Raw genomic sequence first — 20,786 nt, 5'->3', positions numbered from 1 at the left:
ACATCTTCCTGTTGTTCCCTTGATAATGACTATAACGGTAAACCCGCGCGGAACCTTTAATTTATCTCGTCATCGCTTTTGGTTATGACGCCCGCGCTCTCATTAATTTCCCTTTCGTCCTAAATTTCTGCTTGCCAGACAAAGCAGTACGGGTGTTATAGTCAAAAAAACAACACAAATCGCATAAGTCATATACAAACATTATTATAAGAGGTTCTTATATCTATGGATCAGACACGCTCTCTGGAAAGTTTCCTTGCCCACGTTCAGCAGCGCGACCCGCACCAAAGCGAGTTCGCGCAGGCCGTGCGTGAAGTGATGACCACCCTGTGGCCCTTCCTTGAACAAAACCCGCGCTATCGCCAGATGTCTTTGCTCGAACGCCTGGTCGAGCCAGAGCGCGTGATCCAGTTCCGCGTGACGTGGGTTGACGATCGCAATCAGGTGCAGGTTAACCGCGCGTGGCGCGTACAGTTCAACTCGGCCATCGGCCCGTTTAAGGGCGGCATGCGTTTCCATCCGTCCGTGAACCTGTCGATTCTGAAATTCCTCGGCTTCGAGCAGACCTTTAAAAACGCCCTCACCACGCTGCCCATGGGCGGCGGGAAAGGCGGCAGCGATTTCGACCCGAAAGGCAAAAGCGAAGGTGAAATCATGCGTTTCTGCCAGGCGCTGATGACCGAACTCTATCGCCATCTTGGTCCTGACACCGACGTGCCTGCCGGTGATATCGGCGTGGGCGGGCGTGAAGTAGGCTTTATGGCCGGGATGATGAAAAAGCTCTCCAACAACAGCGCCTGCGTCTTTACCGGTAAGGGGCTGTCGTTTGGCGGGAGCCTGATCCGCCCGGAAGCGACCGGGTACGGCCTGGTTTACTTCACCGAGGCCATGCTCAAGCGCCACGGTTTAGGCTTTGAAGGCATGCGCGTCGCGGTGTCCGGCTCCGGTAACGTGGCGCAGTACGCGATTGAGAAAGCGATGCAGTTTGGCGCTCGCGTGGTAACCGCCTCTGACTCCAGCGGAACGGTGGTGGATGAAGCGGGCTTCACGGCAGAGAAGCTGGCACGCCTGTGCGAAATTAAAGCCAGCCGCGATGGCCGTCTTGCAGATTATGCCCGGGAGTTTGGCCTGACGTATCTTGAAGGGAAACAGCCGTGGGGCGTGCCGGTGGATATCGCCCTGCCGTGCGCCACGCAGAACGAGCTGGATGCAGACGCCGCGCGCACGCTGATTAGCAATGGCGTGAAGGCGGTAGCCGAAGGGGCGAACATGCCGACCACAATCGAAGCGACGGATCTGTTCCTGGAAGCGGGCGTGCTGTTTGCACCGGGCAAGGCCGCTAACGCGGGCGGCGTGGCGACGTCCGGCCTGGAGATGGCGCAAAACGCCGCGCGTCTCGGCTGGAAGGCGGAAAAAGTGGATGCCCGCCTGCATCACATCATGCTGGATATTCACCATGCCTGCGTGGAGTACGGCGGCGAGGCATCGCAAACCAACTACGTGCGCGGGGCGAATATCGCCGGATTCGTGAAGGTAGCGGATGCGATGATTGGGCAGGGTGTGATTTAAGGTTTATAGCGTGCGGCCGGGTGTATCAGGCCGCGCTCTTTTTCTTTTTAAACGGTTTCTTCGCGCCACCACCGGGTGCAACCATCCCTCTGAACGTTTTCACCGGCGTGCTGCGCGCCTGATCGATCAGCTGGTAAAGCGTCCCGACCAGCGGCTGCATAAAGTCCTGATAGCGACACTGCTTCTCGCTGATCTGCGTCAGCACCGATTCCCAGTGCGCGGTCATGTCCGGCCTGGCGGCCAGCTCCGGCAGGGAATGAATCAGCGCGCGTCCCGGCTCGGTCGAATGGATATAGCGCCCCTTCTTCTCAAGAAAACCGCGCTTAAAGAGCAGCTCGATGATCCCCGCTCGCGTCGCTTCCGTACCCAGACCGTCGGTGGCGCGCAGGATCTTCTTCAGATCTTTATCCTGCACGAACCGTGCGATCCCGGTCATCGCCGACAGCAGCGTCGCATCGGTGAAATGGCGCGGCGGCTGGGTCTGGCGTTCCACCACTTCCCCTTTTTCACACAGCAGCTCATCGTCTTTAGCGACGACGGGCAGCGGCGTGCCGTCGTTCTCCTCGTCACGCTCTTTGTTCCCCAGCAGGGTACGCCAGCCTGCTTCCGCGAGGAAACGGGCTTTGGCGATAAACTTCCCTTTTGCGATTTCCAGCTCGATCACGCATTTGCGGAACACCGCGTCCGGGCAGAACTGCATCAGGTACTGACGAGCGATCAGGTTGTAGACCTTCGCTTCGTTATCCGTCAGGTTGACGCTGCTGGCGCGCGCCGTCGGGATAATCGCGTGGTGGGCATCGACTTTTTTATCGTCCCAGCAGCGGTTATGGGTATCCGGATTCACCGCCGGCTGCGGGAGCAGATCCGGCGCGTGCACGCTGATGGCGTTCATCACCGAATGACGACCGGCAAAGTGCTCTTCCGGCAGATAGCGGCTGTCCGAACGCGGATAGGTGATCAGCTTGTGGGTTTCATAGAGCTTCTGGCAGATATCCAGCACGTTCAGCGCGCTGAGGCCAAAGCGCTTCGCGGCCTCAATCTGCAGGGCCGACAGCGAGAACGGCAGAGGCGCGGGTTCTGATTCCCGTTTATCGTTATAGCTGGTGACGATAGCGGGCTGTCCGGTAATGCGGTTAACCACGTGCTCCGCCAGCGGACGGTGCAGCAGACGCCCCTCTTCATCCTGATACGATTCGCAGGCATCGCTCGGCTGCCAGACGGCGGTAAAACGCTCGTCTTCAGGCGTGACGATATGCGCTTTCACCTCAAAGAAATCTTTGGCGACGAAGTTTTCAATCTCTTCATCGCGACGCACGACCAGCCCCAGCACCGGCGTCTGCACGCGCCCCACGGAGAGCACGCCCTGATAGCCCGCGTTGCGCCCGAGGATGGTGTAGGCACGGGTCATGTTGATACCGTACAGCCAGTCCGCGCGCGCGCGCGCCAGCGCGGAGACGCACAGCGGAATAAATTCGCTGTTGGCGCGCAGGCGCGAAATCGCCCGCTCAACGGCCTGCGGGTTGAGGTCGTTGATCAGGCAGCGCTGCACCTGCTGGCGCTTTTCCGGCGCCAGCTCAAGATAGTCCAGCACTTCATCCACCAGCAGCTGTCCTTCCCTGTCCGGGTCACCCGCGTGCACGATTTCATCGGCTTCATGCAGGAAGCGCTTGATCACGTTGAGCTGTTTGGTCACCGAAGGTCGTGGCTGCAGGCGCCATTTTTCAGGCACGATGGGCAGATCGTTCAAATTCCAGCGGGCGTAGCGACTGTCATAGACATCCGGCTGCGCCTGCTCAAGCAGGTGACCAATACACCATGTGACCACCTGCCCGTTACCGCATTCGATAAAGCCGTCGCCTTTGCGATGCGGCTTAGGCAGCACGTCGGCGATGGCACGGGCCAGGCTCGGCTTTTCGGCAATAAACAACCGCATCGAATTAACGGATCTCAATCATCGGACGACCGCCGCGCGCGGTCACCAACTCGCCGATCGCCGTCAGGGTAATGCCGAACTCGGCGGCCGTAGCCTGAACCTCGGCTTCGGATTCCGGCGTCACCGCCAGCAGCAGGCCGCCGGAGGTTTGCGGATCGCACAGCAGGTTGCGCCACTCCTCAGGCATTTCGCCCATCAGGTGACCGTAGCTGGCGAAGTTACGCTGGGTACCGCCCGGAACCGCGCCCTGAGCAATATACTCTTCCACGCCCGGCAGCTTCGGCACGTCCTGATACCAGACCTGCGCCTGCACGCCCGCGCCCTGACACACCTCGGAGAGGTGTCCCAGCAGACCAAAACCGGTCACGTCGGTCATCGCCTTCACGCCGTCGATATTGGCAAACGCCGCACCGGCAAGGTTCATCTGGCACATGACTTCGGTTGCCAGCCCTTTGTGCTCCGGTTTCAGCAGGGATTTTTTCTCGGCGGTGGTCAGCACGCCAATGCCCAGCGGCTTGGTGAGAAACAGCTTGCAGCCCGCCTGCGCAGTGCTGTTGCGCTTCACGCGTTCGGTCGGCACCACGCCGGTAACGGCCAGGCCGAAGATAGGCTCCGGCGCATCAATAGAGTGACCGCCGGCCAGCGCAATTCCCGCCTGCTGGCAGGCGAAACGGCCGCCATCAATCACTTCACGGGCCACTTCCGGCGGGATGGTGTTGATCGGCCAGCCCAGAATGGCGATCGCCATAATCGGCTTACCGCCCATTGCGAAGATATCGCTGATGGCGTTGGTGGCCGCAATGCGTCCGAAGTCGAACGGGTTGTCGACAATCGGCATAAAGAAGTCGGTGGTGCTGATAATGCTGGTGCCGTTACCTAAGTCATAAACCGCTGCATCGTCACGCGTTTCGTTGCCGACAAGCAGGTTCGGGTCGACAAACTTCGCCTGTTCGCTGTGCAGGATGGTCTCCAGCACTTTCGGGGAAATTTTACAACCGCAACCGGCTCCGTGGCTGTACTGCGTTAAACGAATGGTTTGCTCGCTCATGGACGTCTCCTGTCATCTCAATCGCGCTATGGTAGCGCTCATTCCATAAAGAGGTAAGTATGACTGTCTGAATTCTGCGGCAGATGCTCAGAATCCAGACAGTTTAGCGCGCGTTATCAGAAACGGCTGACGAAAGGCGTGGTGTCCGGCACGCTGATGGTGCTGGAGGCTTTAAGCTGCGGAGTACCGAGATAGAGGAAGCCGACAATTTTGTCATGCTCGCCACAGGAGAATCCTTCCCGTACGGCTGCGCTCTCCGTCAGCGGCCCGGTGCGCCAGATGCCATTGAAGCCCTGCGCGACGGCGGCCATTTGCATCGCCATTACCGCACAGCCCGCGGACATTTCCTGCTCCCAGACCGGCACCTTATGGTCGGCCTGGCATTTCGCCACGACAGCAATAATCATCGGTGCACGGAACGGGGCATTGCGCGCCTTGTCGATGCCCTTCTCATCCTGCCCGGCGGCCACCGCACCCTGCTCCAGCAGCTGGCTGAAACGATCGCGGCCTTCGCCTTCAATTACAAAGAAGTGCCACGGCTGCAGTGTGCCATGATCGGGGGCACGCATGCCGGCACGCAGAATGTTCTCCAGCTGCTCGCCTGCCGGGGCAGGTTCGGCCAGACGGGAAGCGCTACGGCGGTTAACAAGCAGTTCGAGTGCGTCCATTGGTTAACTCCTTTCTTGAAATTTACTCACAAAATTAACACGACGGCAGATTTTGTTACAGCCTGGCAGGCGATTCCTGCTGACAAGTGGCGGTTGGGTCATTACGATAACCCAACATTACCGTCCAGTGGCGACGGAAACAGTCATTTTCTGGTTAGGGAGAATACATGCGAACCCTTTGGCGAATCATTGCCGGTTTCTTTAAATGGACGTGGCGACTGCTCAACTTCGTCCGCAACCTGGTGATGAACATCTTCTTCATTTTTCTGGTTCTGGTTTGCGCGGGAATCTGGATGCACATCAGCAACGCGAATCAGGCGCAGCATTCGACTCGCGGGGCGCTGTTACTCGATATCACCGGGGTTATTGTTGATAAACCTTCCGCCAGCAGCCGTCTGGGCGTAATCAGCCGTCAGCTGTTTGGCGCAACATCAGACCGCCTGCAGGAAAATTCCCTGTTCGATATCGTCGATACCATCCGTCAGGCCAAAGATGACCGTAACATCACCGGCATCGTGCTGGATCTGAAAGATTTTGCCGGTGGCGATCAGCCGTCTATGCAGTACATCGGTAAAGCGCTGCGCGAGTTCCGCGACAGCGGCAAGCCGGTGATTGCCGTGGGCGACAGCTACAGCCAGGGGCAATATTATCTGGCGAGCTTTGCCAATAAGATCTGGCTCTCCCCGCAGGGCACGGTCGATCTGCACGGCTTTGCCACCAACGGCCTGTACTATAAATCGCTGCTCGACAAGCTGAAGGTCACCACCCACGTCTTCCGCGTCGGCACGTATAAATCCGCCGTGGAGCCGTTTATCCGCGACGATATGTCCCCTGCCGCCCGCGAAGCAGATAGCCGCTGGATTGGCGAGCTGTGGCAGAACTATCTCGGCACCGTTGCCGCTAACCGTCAGATTACGCCTGAGCAGGTGTTCCCTGGCGCGCAGGGCGTGCTCGAAGGCCTGCGTAAGGTTGACGGTGATACCGCAAAATATGCGCTCGATAACAAACTGGTTGATGCCCTGGGCACCAGCGCCGAGATTGAAAAATCCCTGAGCAAACAGTTTGGCTGGAGCAAAGAGGACAAAAATTACAGCGCCATCAGCATGTATGATTACTCGACGAAAAAACCGGATGAGAATGGTGACAGCGTCGCGGTGGTCTTTGCCAACGGTGCGATCATGGACGGTCAGGAGACCCCGGGGAACGTGGGCGGCGATACTACCGCGTCGCAAATCCGCGATGCTCGCCTCGATCCGAAAGTGAAGGCAATTGTCCTGCGGGTCAACAGCCCTGGCGGCAGCGTCAGCGCCTCAGAGGTGATCCGTGCTGAACTGGCCGCGGCCCGCGCCGCAGGCAAGCCGGTCGTCGTCTCAATGGGCGGAATGGCCGCGTCCGGAGGTTACTGGATCTCCACGCCAGCCAACTACATCGTGGCTAACCCAAGCACGCTGACCGGCTCGATTGGCATCTTCGGGGTGATCAACACCGTGGAAAACAGCCTGGATTCTCTGGGCGTGCATACCGATGGTGTAGCAACCTCTCCGCTGGCGGATGTGTCGGTGACCAAATCCCTGCCGCCGGAAGTTTCTGAGATGATGCAGCTCAGCATTGAGAACGGCTATAAACGCTTTATCACCCTGGTCGCGGACTCGCGTAAAAAGACGCCTGAGCAGATCGACCAGATTGCACAGGGCCACGTCTGGACCGGCCAGGATGCGAAGAGCAACGGTCTGGTCGACAGTCTGGGTGACTTCGATGACGCGGTGAAGAAAGCCGCCGAACTGGCGAAGCTGAAGCAGTGGCATATCGAGTATTATCAGGACGAACCGTCGTTCTTCGATATGGTCATGGACAGCATGTCCGGCTCGGTACGTGCCATGCTGCCGGAGGCGCTGCAGGCTTACCTGCCTGCGCCGGTCGCCACGGCGGCAAAAGCGATGAAGGCAGAAAGCGATAAGCTTGCGGCCTTTAACGATCCACAGAGTCGTTACGCGTTTTGCCTGACCTGCGCGAACGTCCGTTAAAACCGTCCCCTCTTCCCGCGAAGAGGGGATTTTTTTCTTTTGAAGAACAAGAACTCACTACCATGCAGAAGAAATCGATTTATGTAGCCTACACTGGCGGTACCATCGGTATGCAGCGCTCCGAAAACGGCTATATCCCCGTCTCCGGCCACCTGCAGCGTCAGCTTGCGCTGATGCCCGAATTCCACCGTCCGGAAATGCCTGACTTTACCATCCACGAATACGAGCCGCTGATGGACTCCTCCGACATGACGCCGGAAGACTGGCAGCATATCGCGGATGATATTAAAGCCCATTACGACCAGTACGACGGCTTCGTGATCCTGCACGGCACCGACACCATGGCGTTTACCGCCTCGGCGCTCTCCTTCATGCTGGAGAACCTGAGCAAGCCGGTTATCGTTACCGGGTCGCAAATTCCGCTGGCGGAGCTGCGCTCGGACGGGCAGATCAACCTGCTGAACTCCCTGTACGTGGCGGCGAATTACCCGATTAACGAAGTGTCGCTGTTCTTTAACAACCGTCTGTATCGCGGGAACCGCACCACCAAAGCCCACGCCGACGGCTTTGACGCCTTTGCCTCACCCAACCTGCAGCCGCTGCTGGAGGCCGGGATTCATATCCGTCGTCTGGGAACCCCTCCTGCGCCGAACACCGCGGGCGAGCTGATTGTGCATCCGATTACCCCGCAACCGATTGGCGTGGTCACCATTTATCCGGGTATCTCTGCGGACGTGGTGCGTAACTTCCTGCGCCAGCCGGTGAAGGCGCTTATCCTGCGCTCCTATGGCGTGGGCAATGCGCCGCAAAACGGCGAGTTTCTGAAAGAGCTTCAGGAAGCCAGCGAGCGCGGAATTGTGGTCGTTAACCTGACCCAGTGTATGTCCGGTAAAGTGAATATGGGGGGCTATGCCACCGGCAACGCGCTGGCGCATGCGGGTGTGATCAGCGGCTTCGATATGACCGTTGAGGCAACGCTGACTAAACTTCACTATTTACTGAGTCAGGATCTGGACATTCAGTCCATTCGCAGCGCGATGATGCAAAACCTGCGCGGCGAACTGACCCCGGACGAATAAGGAGGTCTCATGAAGCAACGCGCCCTGCTACTGGTCGATTTGCAAAATGATTTCTGCGCGGGCGGTGCGCTGGCGGTCGCCGAAGGTGACAGCACCGTTGACGTGGCCAACAAGCTCATTGACTGGTGCAAAGCCCGTGGTGAAGCAGTTGTCGCAAGCCAGGACTGGCACCCGGCAAATCACGGCAGCTTTGCCAGCCAGCACAACGTAGAGCCCTTCACCCAGGGTGAACTCGACGGGCTGGCGCAAACTTTCTGGCCGGATCACTGCGTACAGCAGACGGAAGGCGCGGCGCTGCATCCGCTTCTGAATCAAAAGGCCATCGATGCGGTGTTCCATAAAGGTGAAAACCCGGCTATCGACAGCTATAGCGCGTTTTTTGATAACGGGCATCGCCAGAAAACGGCGCTGGACGCCTGGTTGCGTCACCACGAAATCACGGAGCTGATCGTACTGGGCCTGGCGACGGACTACTGCGTGAAGTTCACCGTGCTGGATGCGCTTCAGCTTGGCTACACCGTCAGCGTCATCACCGACGGCTGCCGCGGGGTGAACATTCAACCACAGGATAGCGCTCAGGCGTTTATGGATATGGCTGCGGAAGGCGCAACCCTGTATACGCTCGAAGACTGGCTGGAAACGCAGGCATAGTCTTTTACGCCCTCTCCCTGTGGGAGAGGGCATCAACCCGCACCATTATTGCATTTTAATCGTCGCAATCGGCTTCGGCGTGATACCGAAGTCCTCTTTCAGCTCGCGCTTGCTCTTCATCACCATCTGGCCTTTGGTGTCGATCGTCATGTGCTGTGCGTCGGTGTTGTTGCGCGCCTGCCACAGCATCACCAGCTGCAAACTGTTCTCTTTTTGCTCCGGCGTCAGCGCAACGCCGTCGGGCCATTTTCCAAGCTCCACGGCGGTCACCAGACGCTGATAAATCTCCGGCGTCATGCCGCTAATCATGTCATCAATATTCACACTCGCGCCCTTTCAAAGGAATAATTTGCTGAATCGTTTTTTCAACCCTTAATCTGGTCACCGTTTTCATCATCGGTGAAGCTCATTGAGGCTGAATTTACGCAGAAACGCTCGCCGGTAGGCTGAGGTCCATCCGGGAAAACGTGCCCAAGGTGCGCGTCGCAGTTGCCGCAGCGAATTTCCGTACGCACCATGCCGTGCGACGAGTCGGTCAGATAGCGGATTGCCTCATCGCTCACCGGCTCATAGAAACTCGGCCAGCCGCAGCCAGAATCAAATTTCGTTTGTGAATTAAACAGCGGGGCATCACAGACCAGGCAGTGGTAGACGCCGTCCCGCTTGTTGTGCAGTAAACGCCCGGTGAACGGCGGTTCCGTTCCGTGATTCTGCGTCACGTAAAACTGCATTTCTGTGAGGTTTTTTTTCAAATCGTCAGGGTTACGTTGGTTCGACATATGCTTACATCTCGCTGTAGAAACAGACATCTTTCAACCCGGATTCTAACAAAACATTAACACCCTTGCGTGCACTTTTGATCTAAACTTATGTGTCGCGAATAAGCGGTCAGGCAATTGTGATCACGTTCACATTTTTATCCTGCGAGGACTTTAAAATCCCGGCGCAGCCCCCATATGGGTGCAAGCTCAAAGGGAAAGTGAGGCGAGTCAGTCGCACAAACGTTAGTCACAGGATTGATTTGTCGCAATGATTGACACGATTCCGCTTGACGCTGCGTAAGGTTTTTGTAATTTTACAGGCAACCTTTTATTCACTAACAAATAGCTGGTGGAATATATGACTATCAAAGTAGGTATCAACGGTTTTGGCCGTATCGGCCGTATTGTTTTCCGTGCTGCTCAGAAACGTTCTGACATCGAAATCGTTGGTATCAACGATCTCCTGGACGCTGAATACATGGCGTACATGCTGAAGTACGACTCAACTCACGGTCGTTTCGACGGCACCGTTGAAGTGAAAGACGGCCACCTGGTTGTTAATGGCAAAACCATCCGCGTTACTGCTGAAAAAGACCCAGCTAACCTGAAATGGAACGAAATCGGTGTTGACGTTGTTGCTGAAGCAACCGGTATCTTCCTGACCGACGAAACTGCGCGTAAACACATCACCGCTGGTGCGAAGAAAGTTGTTCTGACTGGTCCTTCCAAAGACAACACCCCAATGTTCGTTCGTGGTGCAAACTTCGAAACTTACGCTGGCCAGGATATCGTCTCTAACGCATCCTGCACCACCAACTGCCTGGCACCACTGGCTAAAGTTATCAACGACAACTTCGGCATCATCGAAGGTCTGATGACTACCGTTCACGCGACCACCGCTACTCAGAAAACCGTTGATGGCCCGTCTCACAAAGACTGGCGCGGCGGCCGTGGCGCGGCTCAGAACATCATCCCATCCTCTACCGGTGCTGCTAAAGCTGTAGGTAAAGTACTGCCAGAACTGAATGGCAAACTGACTGGTATGGCGTTCCGCGTTCCAACTCCAAACGTATCTGTTGTTGACCTGACCGTTCGTCTGGAAAAAGCTGCTTCTTATGAAGAAATTAAGAAAGCAATCAAAGCTGCTTCCGAAGGCGCAATGAAAGGCGTTCTGGGCTACACCGAAGACGACGTTGTTTCTACCGACTTCAACGGCGAAGTATGCACTTCCGTGTTCGATGCTAAAGCTGGTATCGCACTGAACGACAACTTCGTTAAACTGGTTTCCTGGTACGACAACGAAACTGGCTACTCTAACAAAGTACTGGACCTGATCGCTCACATCTCCAAATAAGTTGAGATGAGTGCTTGATCCAAAAAGGCGACTTCGGTCGCCTTTTTTTATTTATAAGACAGAGGATTGCTTAATGATTAATAAAATTTTTGCACTTCCGGTAGTCGAACAGCTTACCCCTGTGCTCTCCCGCCGTCAGATTGACGGTGCTGATATCATCGTCGTTGACCATCCGCGTGTTAAAGCGTCCGTGGCGCTGAACGGCGCTCACCTGCTCTCCTGGAAACCGGAAGGCGAAGCTGAAGGTTTGTGGCTGAGCGATGCGACCTCCTTCAAAAAAGGGGCCGCAATCCGCGGTGGCGTGCCTATCTGCTGGCCGTGGTTTGGCCCGTCCGCCCAGCAGGGTTTGCCTTCTCACGGTTTTGCCCGTAACCAGCAGTGGACCCTGAAAGCGCACAACGAAGACGATAACGGCGCCGTGCTGACCTTTGAGCTGCAGGCTAATGATGAAACCCGCGCCCTGTGGCCGCACGATTTCACCCTGTATGCCCGCTTCAAGCTGGGTAAAACCTGCGAAATCGAACTGGAAGCTCACGGCGAGTTCGAGACCACCTCTGCCCTGCACACCTATTTCAACGTGGGTGATATCAGCGCAGTGAAGGTGAGCGGCCTGGGCGATACCTATATCGATAAAGTCGATAACGCGAAAGGAGGCAAACTGAGCGACGGCGTTCAGGCATTCCCTGACCGTACCGACCGCGTCTACCTGCACCCGGAAGCGTGCAGCGTGATCCACGACGGCGCCCTGAACCGCGGCATTGAAGTGGTCCATCATCATCACAGCGATGTGGTGGGCTGGAACCCGGGTCCTGCGCTGTCCGTCAGCATGGCCGACATGACGGATGAGGGTTATAAAACGTTTGTCTGCGTGGAAACGGCTCGCGTGACCAACCCGCAGAAAGCGAGTGAAGAAAAACCGTCTCGTTTAGGGCAGACGATTCGCATTGTGAAGCGATAATTTCTCTGCACCACACTAAAGCAAACGGGGCGCAAGCGCCCCGTTTTGATGCATAGATTGCACTAAATTAATGCACAATCAGAACTTGTAGCTCACACCCACAGAGAAGATGCCTGCCCAGGACTTATCGACCATCGGGCTATCCTTCACTTCGTCGCTCAGACGCTCGTAGCGGCCGGTACCGTACACGCTCCAGTCGCCAAGGAAGTTGTAGCTCGCTGTCAGCTCCAGGTAAGGATCCCAGCCGTCATCTGCACTATAACTTTTCAGACCACTGCGGCGGGACTCGTTTTTAGAGACGCCGTAGTAATAGTCGTTGTAGTTCTCGCTGTTGTACTGCACACCAATACCCGGCGTCAGGGTCAGCCCACCGTTGGTATAGCGGTACAGCCACGCCAGGTCCCAGATAAAGCCGTTGCTGTTATCCAGCGTGTCACCCGCCAGGGCCGTACGCAGGAAGCCATACTGGGTGTTATGCACGTATGAGAGGCCGGCCATCATCGAGCTTTTACGCTTGTCGAGCTGGCGAAGCGCGTGGCTATCACTGTCACCCGGCTTGAAGTGCGTTGGATCGTAGTAGGCCATGATGGAGAGCTTATCGGCCTTGTCGTTCCAGAGATAGTAGCCGCCGCCGAGCCCGCGGAACCAGACGTTATCCCCTTCATAGGTGATAACCGGAACAGGATACACATCACGGTCATACTGTTTGTACGGGCTGTTAATGACGCCAACACCCGCGCCAAGCGTCCACTGACTTTCCGCCTGTGCGGTACTTACTGCGGTCGCGGCAAGGATGCCTAATGCCAGAAGTTTGAGTTTGGTCACAATCCATTCTTTCCTGTAGTCAAATAATCAGCGGATGAAGTGTAACCGCCATTCCCGTACATCCCAAAATTTTTTGCCTGCTAATCAGTCTGATTAACCCGTTATTCTTAACTTTTCAGATGACAACACGCTTTCATTTATATGACCGCTGAATGAAAAACGTGCATTTGTCTTATAACGACAGTGGAAATTTTTGGATGAGTTATTGATATGTCATTGAAAGTAGATTTTGTGGGCATGCAAGTTTTGCAAATGCCATCTACGCTTTAATTTAAGAAGAGTTTTCCTGAACACCCTGCGGTTCTTAGCGTCTGACCTGGCATACAGGTTGCTGCTCTGGCAGTGAGGTGCGAGAGATTCTCTTCCGGGAGCCTCCACTACTCATACGAACGGCTCTTATCCTGTGCTAAAAAACGAAAGGACGGCATGCCATGAATATATTCGATCACTATCGCCAGCGCTATGAAGCTGCCAAGGACGAAGAGTTCACACTGCAGGAGTTTCTTACCATCTGTCGGCAAGATCGCAGTGCCTATGCCAATGCGGCAGAACGGCTATTGATGGCTATTGGTGAGCCAAACATGGTTGACACTGCCCTGGAACCCCGGCTTTCCCGTCTCTTTTCGAATCGGGTGGTCGCCCGATATCCGGCGTTTGAAGAGTTCTATGGTATGGAAGATGCCATCGAACAGATTGTCTCCTATCTGAAGCATGCCGCTCAGGGTCTGGAAGAGAAGAAACAGATCCTCTATTTACTCGGCCCCGTGGGCGGCGGTAAATCCTCGCTGGCGGAACGCCTGAAGTCGCTGATGCAGCGCGTGCCTATCTATGTGCTGAGCGCCAACGGCGAGCGCAGCCCGGTGAATGACCATCCGCTGTGCCTGTTCAATCCGCAGGAAGATGCGCAGATTCTGGATAAAGAATACGGTATTCCGCGTCGCTACCTCGGCACCATCATGTCGCCGTGGGCGGCAAAACGCCTGCACGAGTTTGGTGGCGATATCACCAAATTCCGCGTGGTGAAGGTCTGGCCATCTATCCTTGAACAGATCGCCATCGCCAAAACTGAACCCGGTGATGAGAACAACCAGGACATCTCGGCGCTGGTGGGTAAAGTTGACATCCGCAAGCTGGAAAACTTCGCGCAAAACGATCCGGATGCATACGGTTACTCAGGCGCGCTGTGCCGGGCTAACCAGGGGATCATGGAGTTCGTCGAGATGTTTAAAGCACCGATTAAAGTGCTGCATCCGCTGCTGACGGCTACCCAGGAAGGCAACTACAACGGGACGGAAGGTATCTCCGCCCTGCCGTTTAACGGGATTATTCTCGCCCACTCGAACGAATCTGAATGGGTGACCTTCCGTAATAACAAAAACAATGAGGCCTTCCTTGACCGCGTGTACATCGTCAAGGTGCCTTACTGCCTGCGGATCTCCGAAGAGATCAAAATTTACGAGAAACTGCTTAACCACAGTGAGCTGGTGCACGCTCCCTGCGCGCCGGGCACGCTGGAAACGCTGTCACGCTTCTCCATTCTTTCGCGCCTGAAAGAGCCGGAAAACTCCAGCATTTACTCAAAAATGCGCGTCTATGACGGTGAGAGCCTGAAAGATACCGACCCGAAAGCGAAGTCGTATCAGGAATACCGCGACTATGCCGGGGTTGATGAGGGGATGAACGGTCTGTCCACGCGTTTCGCGTTTAAGATCCTCTCCCGCGTCTTTAACTTCGACCATGCGGAAGTGGCGGCCAACCCGGTTCACCTGTTCTACGTGCTGGAACAGCAAATCGAACGCGAACAGTTCCCGCAGGAGCAGGCTGAACGCTATCTTGAGTTCCTGAAAGGTTACCTGATCCCGAAATACGCCGAGTTCATCGGCAAAGAGATCCAGACGGCCTACCTTGAATCCTATTCAGAGTACGGGCAGAACATTTTTGACCGTTACGTCACCTACGCTGACTTCTGGATCCAGGATCAGGAGTACCGCGACCCGGATACCGGCCAGCTTTTTGACCGTGAATCCCTGAACGCGGAGCTGGAAAAAATCGAGAAGCCTGCCGGGATCAGCAACCCGAAAGACTTCCGTAATGAGATTGTGAACTTCGTCCTGCGCGCCAGAGCGCATAACAACGGGCGCAATCCAAACTGGACCAGCTACGAGAAGCTGCGCACGGTCATTGAGAAGAAAATGTTCTCCAATACCGAAGAGCTGCTGCCGGTGATCTCGTTTAACGCCAAAACCTCAACCGATGAACAGAAAAAACACGACGATTTTGTCGACCGTATGATGGAAAAAGGCTACACCCGCAAACAGGTGCGCCTGCTCTGCGAATGGTACCTGCGCGTGCGTAAATCGTCTTAAAACAAGTGCCCGGCGGCGCTTAGAGCCTGCCGGGCCTACAAAATGCAAGTTGGCAAATGCAGTACGGGGGGTATATGACCTGGTTTATTGACCGGCGTCTTAACGGCAAAAACAAGAGCACGGTGAACCGCCAGCGCTTCTTGCGTCGTTATAAAGCGCAAATTAAACAGTCTATCTCCGAGGCCATCAACAAACGCTCGGTGACCGACGTCGACAGCGGCGAGTCTGTCTCCATCCCCACTGATGACATCAGCGAACCGATGTTTCATCAGGGGCGAGGCGGCCTGCGCCATCGCGTACACCCAGGTAATGACCACTTCGTTCAGAACGACAGAATTGAGCGCCCTCAGGGCGGCGGAGGTGGTTCAGGAAGCGGTCAGGGACAGGCCAGCCAGGACGGTGAAGGTCAGGACGAATTTGTCTTCCAGATTTCAAAAGATGAATATCTCGACCTGCTGTTCGAAGACCTGGCGCTGCCGAATCTGAAGAAGAATCAGCATCGTCAGCTTAATGAATATAAAACTCACCGCGCGGGCTATACCGCCAACGGCGTGCCCGCCAACATCAGCGTCGTACGTTCGCTGCAGAATTCGCTGGCGCGGCGTACGGCCATGACGGCAGGAAAACGTCGCGAGCTGCGCGAGCTGGAGAGCAGCCTGAAGGTGGTGGAAAACACGGAACCGGCGCAACTGCTGGAAGAGGAGCGCCTGCGTAAAGAGATTGCAGAGCTGAGGGCGAAGATCGAACGGGTACCGTTTATCGACACCTTTGACCTGCGCTACAAGAACTACGAAAAACGCCCTGAGCCCTCTAGCCAGGCGGTGATGTTCTGTCTGATGGACGTGTCCGGCTCGATGGATCAGGCAACCAAGGATATGGCGAAGCGTTTTTATATCCTGCTCTACCTGTTCCTGAGCAGAACCTATAAGAACGTGGAGGTGGTCTATATCCGCCACCACACCCAGGCGAAGGAGGTGGATGAACATGAGTTCTTCTACTCTCAGGAAACCGGGGGGACCATCGTCTCGAGCGCGCTGAAGCTGATGGATGAAGTGGTCAAAGAGCGCTACGACCCGGCGCAGTGGAATATTTATGCCGCGCAGGCGTCGGACGGCGATAACTGGGCCGACGACTCACCGCTGTGTCACGAGATTCTGGCGAAGAAAATTCTGCCTGTGGTGCGTTACTACAGCTATATCGAAATCACCCGCCGCGCGCACCAGACCCTGTGGCGAGAATATGAGCATCTGCAGGCGATGTTCGACAATTTTGCCATGCAGCATATCCGTGACCAGGATGATATTTATCCGGTGTTCAGAGAGCTGTTCCACAAACAGTCTGCTACCAGCAACGCATAACCCAACAGCCAGCGAGCCCGCTGGCTGTTTTCTTTCGACCCCGCTCATCCCGTGCTAATGTAGAATGCTGCATACTGGATTATCACCGGGAAATCGTTATGACTGACGACGTTATTGAGGCAGGAACCCACCAGCAACTGATTACCTTACTCACCGAGCAGGGCGCGCGGTTTCGCGTCATGGAGCACGAGGCTGTCGGGAAATGTGAAGCGGTAAGTGAAATTCGCGGGACCGACCTGCGGCAAGGCGCAAAAGCCCTGGTCTGCAAGGTGAAGGGAAACGGCGTAAAAAAACACGTTCTGGCGATCCTCGCCGCCGATCTGCAGGCTGACCTAAGCCAGCTTGCCAGCCATTTTGGCGGGCTAAAAGCCTCCCTCGCCAGCCCGGCGGAAGTCGATGCCCTGACCGCCTGCGTTTTCGGCGCTATCCCGCCCTTTAGCTTCCATCCTGACCTGGCGCTGGTTGCCGACCCGCTGCTGTTCGAGCGTTTTGACGAAATCGCGTTTAACGCCGGCCTGCTGGAGAAATCCGTGATTATGGATACCCAGGATTACCTGCGCATCGCCCGTCCTGAGCTCGTCACCTTCCATAAAGCGTAACTGCGATGGCTGACGCCCTGTCAGCCTTTTCGTTCCAGAAACAGCACGGAGGCGACGAGAATAACGGCAATAGCGAAAAACGATGAGGAGATAATCAGCGTTTCAACAAACATGTGATCGTTCATGATGGCGACCCTTTTGCGATATCTGCTTTCGTTTTAATCCGCGTAAATGACAAGGTTATGACAACGACAAAATCTTTTTAAAACTGTTCTCTGCCGCGTTTGCGCTTACAGTAAACAGAACAATTTTTCTGGCAAGGATTCCCTATGTTTGACCCTACTCTGCTCATACTTCTGGCACTGGCCGCGCTCGGCTTTGTCAGCCATAACACCACCGTCGCCATCTCGATTCTGGTGCTGATCATTGTGCGCGTGACCCCGTTAAATACCTTTTTCCCGTGGATAGAAAAACAAGGCCTCACCATCGGGATTATCATCTTAACCATTGGGGTGATGGCGCCGATTGCCAGCGGCACCCTTCCCGCATCAACCCTGCTGCACTCGTTTGTAAACTGGAAATCGCTGGTGGCGATCGCGGTGGGGATTTTTGTTTCGTGGCTGGGGGGACGCGGCGTTACGCTGATGAGCAGCCAGCCCTCGCTGGTGGCGGGTCTGCTGGTGGGCACCGTGCTGGGCGTGGCGCTCTTTCGTGGCGTACCGGTCGGCCCGCTCATTGCGGCAGGCCTTGTCTCTCTGTTTATCGGGAAGTCGTAGTCAGGCTGGCCATATAACGCGCTGGCGTCTGGCCCAGTCCCTTTCTGAACATGGTGATAAACGCGGTGGTAGAGTCATAGCCCAGTGACTGGGCCACCTGCTGTACCGATTTCCCGCCGATCAGGTGCTTTAATGCCACAATCAGCTGCAGCTGGTGACGCCAGCGGCGAAAGCTTAAACCGGTCTCTTTCACCACCAGCCGCGCCAGGCTGCGTTCGCTCATGGCGAAGTGGCTCGCCCACTGCGCCAGCGTCTGCCAGGCGGCAGGCTCTTCCGCCATCTTCTCGCTCATCAGCCGAATTTTAGGATGGGGCGAGACGGGCAGCTGCAGATGCTCCTGCCGCTGGAGCGGCAGCTCGTCAAACAGAACGTCCACCAGGCGCGATGTGGCCGCAAGTGGGAGTTGTTCACGCGACTTTTCCGCCAGGGATAAAATTAGCTCCCGCACCAGAGGAGAGATTTTCAGGGTGCAGCAGCGGTCGGGCAAGCTTGCCGTCCCAGGTTCAATAAACAAAAAGCAGAGCTGCGCGCCCGGCGTGGCCCTGTTGCTGTGAGGCATCTGGCCGGGGATCCAGACGGCATACTGAGGCGGAACCATCAGCATGGCATTTTCCACTTCACAGGTGATTGCGCCGCCGAGGGCCAGAATCAGCTGCCCCTTACGGTGATGATGCCGGGGAATATACTGTTCCTCCGCCACTACCTGAATGCGAAATGCGACGGCCGCATCGTACTGGCTATCAGGATCGTAGCCTTCCAGTCCCAGACCAATCATCAGTTTGTCCGATATTAGCGATAAACTGTCATTTTAGCCTGATTTCAACCGCTGATAAAATGGGTATTGTGTGCGCTCGCTTGAACGTATGAGAACATAATGACTACTGCTATTCGCACCTCAGGAAAACACGGCGCGCTGTTGATTGCAGGCATCCTGATAATTGCCACTACGCTTCGCGTCACCTTTACCGGCGCAGCGCCGCTGCTCGATACAATTCGTCTTGATTATGGCTTAAGTACGGCGCAAACCGGTCTGCTGACCACCCTGCCCCTGCTGGCTTTCGCCATTGTCTCGCCGCTCGCCGCGGGCGTTGCCCGGCGTATCGGCATGGAGCGCAGCCTGTTTATCGCCCTGCTGCTGATTTGCGTCGGGATTGCCGTTCGCTCCCTTCCTTCCGCCGCTTTGCTTTTCACCGGAACGGCGATCGTCGGCTGCGGTATTGCGCTCGGGAACGTGCTGTTACCCGGATTAATTAAGCGTGATTTTCCCGGCCAGGTGGCGAAGCTCACCGGAGCCTATTCCCTGACGATGGGCGTCTCGGCGGCGTTTGGCTCAGCGATGATTGTTCCCCTGGCACAAGGGAGTGCGGGCTGGCATGGCGCGCTGCTGATGCTGATGGCGTTTCCGCTGGTCGCGCTGCTGCTCTGGCTGCCCCAGTGGCGTCAGAAACACGTCGCAACGGTAACGGCCGCAGGCGCGCTACATAACCGCGCGATCTGGCGCTCGGCCCTCGCCTGGCAGGTCACGCTCTTTTTGGGGATAAACTCGCTGATTTACTACGTCATCATCGGCTGGCTGCCGGCGATACTGCTGAGCCACGGCTACAGCGAAGCCCAGGCTGGCTCGGTGCACGGTCTATTGCAGCTGGCTACGGCCGTTCCGGGACTCGCCGTTCCGCTGATCCTCCACCGCCTGAAAGACCAGCGGGCGATCGCAGGCGCGGTGGCGCTGATGTGCGCGATAAGCGCGGCGGGATTATGGTTTATGCCGGGTATGGCGGTGATGTGGACGCTGGTGTTTGGCTTTGGCACAGGGGCAACGATGATCCTCGGCCTGACGTTCATCGGTCTGCGCGCCAGTTCTGCGCACCAGGCGGCGGCGTTGTCCGGCATGGCGCAGTCGATTGGCTATCTGCTCGCCGCCTGCGGTCCCCCGCTGATGGGAAAAATTCACGATAGCGCAGGAGACTGGCAAATCCCGCTTCTGGGCTGCGCCCTGGCCGCCGTGATAATGGCCCTCTGCGGTATCTTAGCCGGGCGAGACCGGGAGATCGCGCCCCGTTAAACTGTGTGGCAGACCCTCGGGTCTGCCTTTTTTACCCGCGAGCGGCGCGCAGCATCGCCTGCACCAGCACGACCGGACGCCCTTCGAGCGCGGCACGCTCGTGCTGGAATAAGGTAATCACGAAGAACGGGTGCGTAACCAGCTCCGCGGCGCGAATTTCCCCCTGATCGTCCCAGCCCGTAACATGCATATCACCGCTTTCCAGCGCCTGTGCAAACGCCGGCGACACACCATAGTTACAGTGATACCCCTCTTCAATTTCCGGCTTGCCGTATGCTTTGGCGATCAGCGTATTTTTGCGCAGTTCAATCGCATCGGTTTTTTCCACCAGCGAGCAGGTCAGCGGCGCAATCACCATGGTGCCTTCGGTATCCGTCTCAGCGTGTGCCGCATCGGCCCAGCCCAGCACGTTTCGGGCATACTCAATCAGCGCATGCTGGAATCCGCCGCAGGTGCCCAGGAACGGGATGCTGTTTTCACGGGCGTAGCGCGCGGCAATAAAAGCGGCCTCGGTGTTTTTGTAGGGGCTGGCAGGAACCAGCCAGATGGCATCGTAGCCCACCAGATCTTCAGGGCTAGTCAGCTCCGTGGTGGCCAGCCAGTCGTAATCGGCGGTGAGGTCAAGGACTGCTGCAGCGTCGTCAATGGCCAACGGGATCGCCTGATGCGCAATAACATTGGGATTGTAATCGCCAACCAGCGCAATGCGCAGCGTCGTTTTAACCGGGAGGTGTTCCATGAAAGGTTCCTTATGCCAGAGTATTATCAGATAACATAAGGAACCTCAGACTACCGATCTTTTGCAGTTATCACAA

Annotated in this window: 20 protein-coding genes; 11 read left to right on the top strand and 9 right to left on the bottom strand. The window is 56.3% G+C overall.

The window, feature by feature from the left end:
• Window positions 1–225 precede the first annotated feature (225 nt).
• The gene (gene gdhA, locus AB3N39_RS08360) at window positions 226–1,569 is read left to right on the top strand and encodes an NADP-specific glutamate dehydrogenase (RefSeq protein ID WP_133294195.1); all 1,344 of its coding nucleotides are present in this window, start codon (window positions 226–228) and stop codon (window positions 1,567–1,569) included.
• Between the two features lie 25 nt (window positions 1,570–1,594).
• On the opposite strand, the gene AB3N39_RS08355 is transcribed toward gdhA, so the two are convergent.
• From AB3N39_RS08355 to AB3N39_RS08345, 3 genes are all read right to left on the bottom strand, one after another.
• Window positions 1,595–3,502, bottom strand: coding sequence for a DNA topoisomerase III (locus tag AB3N39_RS08355; protein WP_367897206.1), 1,908 nt, complete (start codon window positions 3,500–3,502; stop codon window positions 1,595–1,597).
• Between the two features lie 4 nt (window positions 3,503–3,506).
• Window positions 3,507–4,550, bottom strand: a complete 1,044-nt coding sequence (gene selD, locus AB3N39_RS08350; protein ID WP_008500702.1) for a selenide, water dikinase SelD — start codon at window positions 4,548–4,550, stop codon at window positions 3,507–3,509.
• Window positions 4,551–4,666: 116 nt separating this feature from the next.
• Window positions 4,667–5,218, bottom strand: a complete 552-nt coding sequence (locus AB3N39_RS08345; protein ID WP_143344991.1) for an NAD(P)H nitroreductase — start codon at window positions 5,216–5,218, stop codon at window positions 4,667–4,669.
• A gap of 167 nt (window positions 5,219–5,385) precedes the next feature.
• Between AB3N39_RS08345 and sppA the strand changes: the two genes are divergently transcribed.
• The 3 genes from sppA (at window position 5,386) to pncA (ending at window position 8,972) form a co-directional block, all read left to right on the top strand.
• Entirely contained in the window at window positions 5,386–7,242 is a 1,857-nt protein-coding gene (gene sppA / locus AB3N39_RS08340; RefSeq protein ID WP_111965581.1) for a signal peptide peptidase SppA, read from the top strand.
• A 62-nt stretch (window positions 7,243–7,304) separates the two neighbouring features.
• Window positions 7,305–8,321 carry an asparaginase gene (gene ansA / locus AB3N39_RS08335; protein WP_008500705.1) on the top strand — a complete coding sequence of 339 codons (1,017 nt, stop codon included), beginning with the start codon at window positions 7,305–7,307 and terminating at the stop codon, window positions 8,319–8,321.
• 9 nt (window positions 8,322–8,330) lie between these two features.
• Complete coding sequence (pncA, locus tag AB3N39_RS08330; protein ID WP_136194698.1) at window positions 8,331–8,972, top strand: bifunctional nicotinamidase/pyrazinamidase; 642 nt, start codon at window positions 8,331–8,333, stop codon at window positions 8,970–8,972.
• 45 nt (window positions 8,973–9,017) lie between these two features.
• On the opposite strand, the gene AB3N39_RS08325 is transcribed toward pncA, so the two are convergent.
• Both AB3N39_RS08325 and msrB read right to left on the bottom strand, forming a co-directional pair.
• Window positions 9,018–9,296: a YeaC family protein gene (locus AB3N39_RS08325; protein WP_111965579.1), complete on the bottom strand. Its 279-nt coding sequence runs from the start codon at window positions 9,294–9,296 to the stop codon at window positions 9,018–9,020.
• A 41-nt stretch (window positions 9,297–9,337) separates the two neighbouring features.
• Window positions 9,338–9,751 carry a peptide-methionine (R)-S-oxide reductase MsrB gene (gene msrB / locus AB3N39_RS08320; protein ID WP_008500710.1) on the bottom strand — a complete coding sequence of 138 codons (414 nt, stop codon included), beginning with the start codon at window positions 9,749–9,751 and terminating at the stop codon, window positions 9,338–9,340.
• 340 nt (window positions 9,752–10,091) lie between these two features.
• On the opposite strand from msrB, the gene gapA reads away from it, so the two are divergent.
• The gene (gapA, locus tag AB3N39_RS08315; RefSeq protein WP_014831506.1) at window positions 10,092–11,087 is read left to right on the top strand and encodes a glyceraldehyde-3-phosphate dehydrogenase; all 996 of its coding nucleotides are present in this window, start codon (window positions 10,092–10,094) and stop codon (window positions 11,085–11,087) included.
• Window positions 11,088–11,160: 73 nt separating this feature from the next.
• Entirely contained in the window at window positions 11,161–12,045 is an 885-nt protein-coding gene (locus AB3N39_RS08310) for a D-hexose-6-phosphate mutarotase (protein ID WP_325813337.1), read from the top strand.
• A gap of 78 nt (window positions 12,046–12,123) precedes the next feature.
• Here AB3N39_RS08310 and AB3N39_RS08305 read toward each other — a convergent pair whose 3' ends face one another.
• A complete protein-coding gene (locus AB3N39_RS08305) occupies window positions 12,124–12,870 on the bottom strand; it encodes a MipA/OmpV family protein (RefSeq protein WP_115874791.1) in 747 nt (248 codons plus the stop codon).
• 431 nt (window positions 12,871–13,301) lie between these two features.
• Between AB3N39_RS08305 and yeaG the strand changes: the two genes are divergently transcribed.
• The 3 genes from yeaG (at window position 13,302) to AB3N39_RS08290 (ending at window position 17,193) form a co-directional block, all read left to right on the top strand.
• Window positions 13,302–15,236, top strand: coding sequence for a protein kinase YeaG (gene yeaG, locus AB3N39_RS08300; protein ID WP_008500713.1), 1,935 nt, complete (start codon window positions 13,302–13,304; stop codon window positions 15,234–15,236).
• 74 nt (window positions 15,237–15,310) lie between these two features.
• Window positions 15,311–16,594: a YeaH/YhbH family protein gene (locus AB3N39_RS08295; protein WP_032651499.1), complete on the top strand. Its 1,284-nt coding sequence runs from the start codon at window positions 15,311–15,313 to the stop codon at window positions 16,592–16,594.
• A gap of 98 nt (window positions 16,595–16,692) precedes the next feature.
• Window positions 16,693–17,193, top strand: coding sequence for a YbaK/prolyl-tRNA synthetase associated domain-containing protein (locus AB3N39_RS08290; RefSeq protein ID WP_133294189.1), 501 nt, complete (start codon window positions 16,693–16,695; stop codon window positions 17,191–17,193).
• Between the two features lie 20 nt (window positions 17,194–17,213).
• On the opposite strand, the gene yoaI is transcribed toward AB3N39_RS08290, so the two are convergent.
• Window positions 17,214–17,318 (bottom strand): small membrane protein YoaI, encoded by a 105-nt coding sequence (gene yoaI, locus AB3N39_RS08285; RefSeq protein ID WP_010430055.1) that lies wholly within the window; start codon window positions 17,316–17,318, stop codon window positions 17,214–17,216.
• 144 nt (window positions 17,319–17,462) lie between these two features.
• On the opposite strand from yoaI, the gene AB3N39_RS08280 reads away from it, so the two are divergent.
• Entirely contained in the window at window positions 17,463–17,909 is a 447-nt protein-coding gene (locus AB3N39_RS08280; protein ID WP_024908579.1) for a DUF441 domain-containing protein, read from the top strand.
• On the opposite strand, the gene AB3N39_RS08275 is transcribed toward AB3N39_RS08280, so the two are convergent.
• Window positions 17,893–18,684 (bottom strand): helix-turn-helix transcriptional regulator, encoded by a 792-nt coding sequence (locus tag AB3N39_RS08275; protein WP_367897205.1) that lies wholly within the window; start codon window positions 18,682–18,684, stop codon window positions 17,893–17,895. The two genes, AB3N39_RS08280 and AB3N39_RS08275, sit on opposite strands and share 17 nt — an antisense overlap.
• A 99-nt stretch (window positions 18,685–18,783) precedes the next feature.
• Here AB3N39_RS08275 and AB3N39_RS08270 point away from each other — a divergent pair, with 99 nt between their 5' ends.
• On the top strand, window positions 18,784–19,971 hold the full coding sequence (locus AB3N39_RS08270) for a CynX/NimT family MFS transporter (protein WP_367897204.1): 1,188 nt from the start codon (window positions 18,784–18,786) through the stop codon (window positions 19,969–19,971).
• A gap of 31 nt (window positions 19,972–20,002) precedes the next feature.
• On the opposite strand, the gene AB3N39_RS08265 is transcribed toward AB3N39_RS08270, so the two are convergent.
• Window positions 20,003–20,710 carry a CTP synthase gene (locus AB3N39_RS08265; RefSeq protein WP_133294187.1) on the bottom strand — a complete coding sequence of 236 codons (708 nt, stop codon included), beginning with the start codon at window positions 20,708–20,710 and terminating at the stop codon, window positions 20,003–20,005.
• Window positions 20,711–20,786 lie beyond the last annotated feature (76 nt).

The organism is Enterobacter vonholyi (assembly GCF_040834095.1).
Taxonomy (GTDB): domain Bacteria; phylum Pseudomonadota; class Gammaproteobacteria; order Enterobacterales; family Enterobacteriaceae; genus Enterobacter; species Enterobacter vonholyi.
Note: the sequence above shows the minus strand (reverse complement) of the source record. Positions and strands in the feature narration are given on the sequence as shown.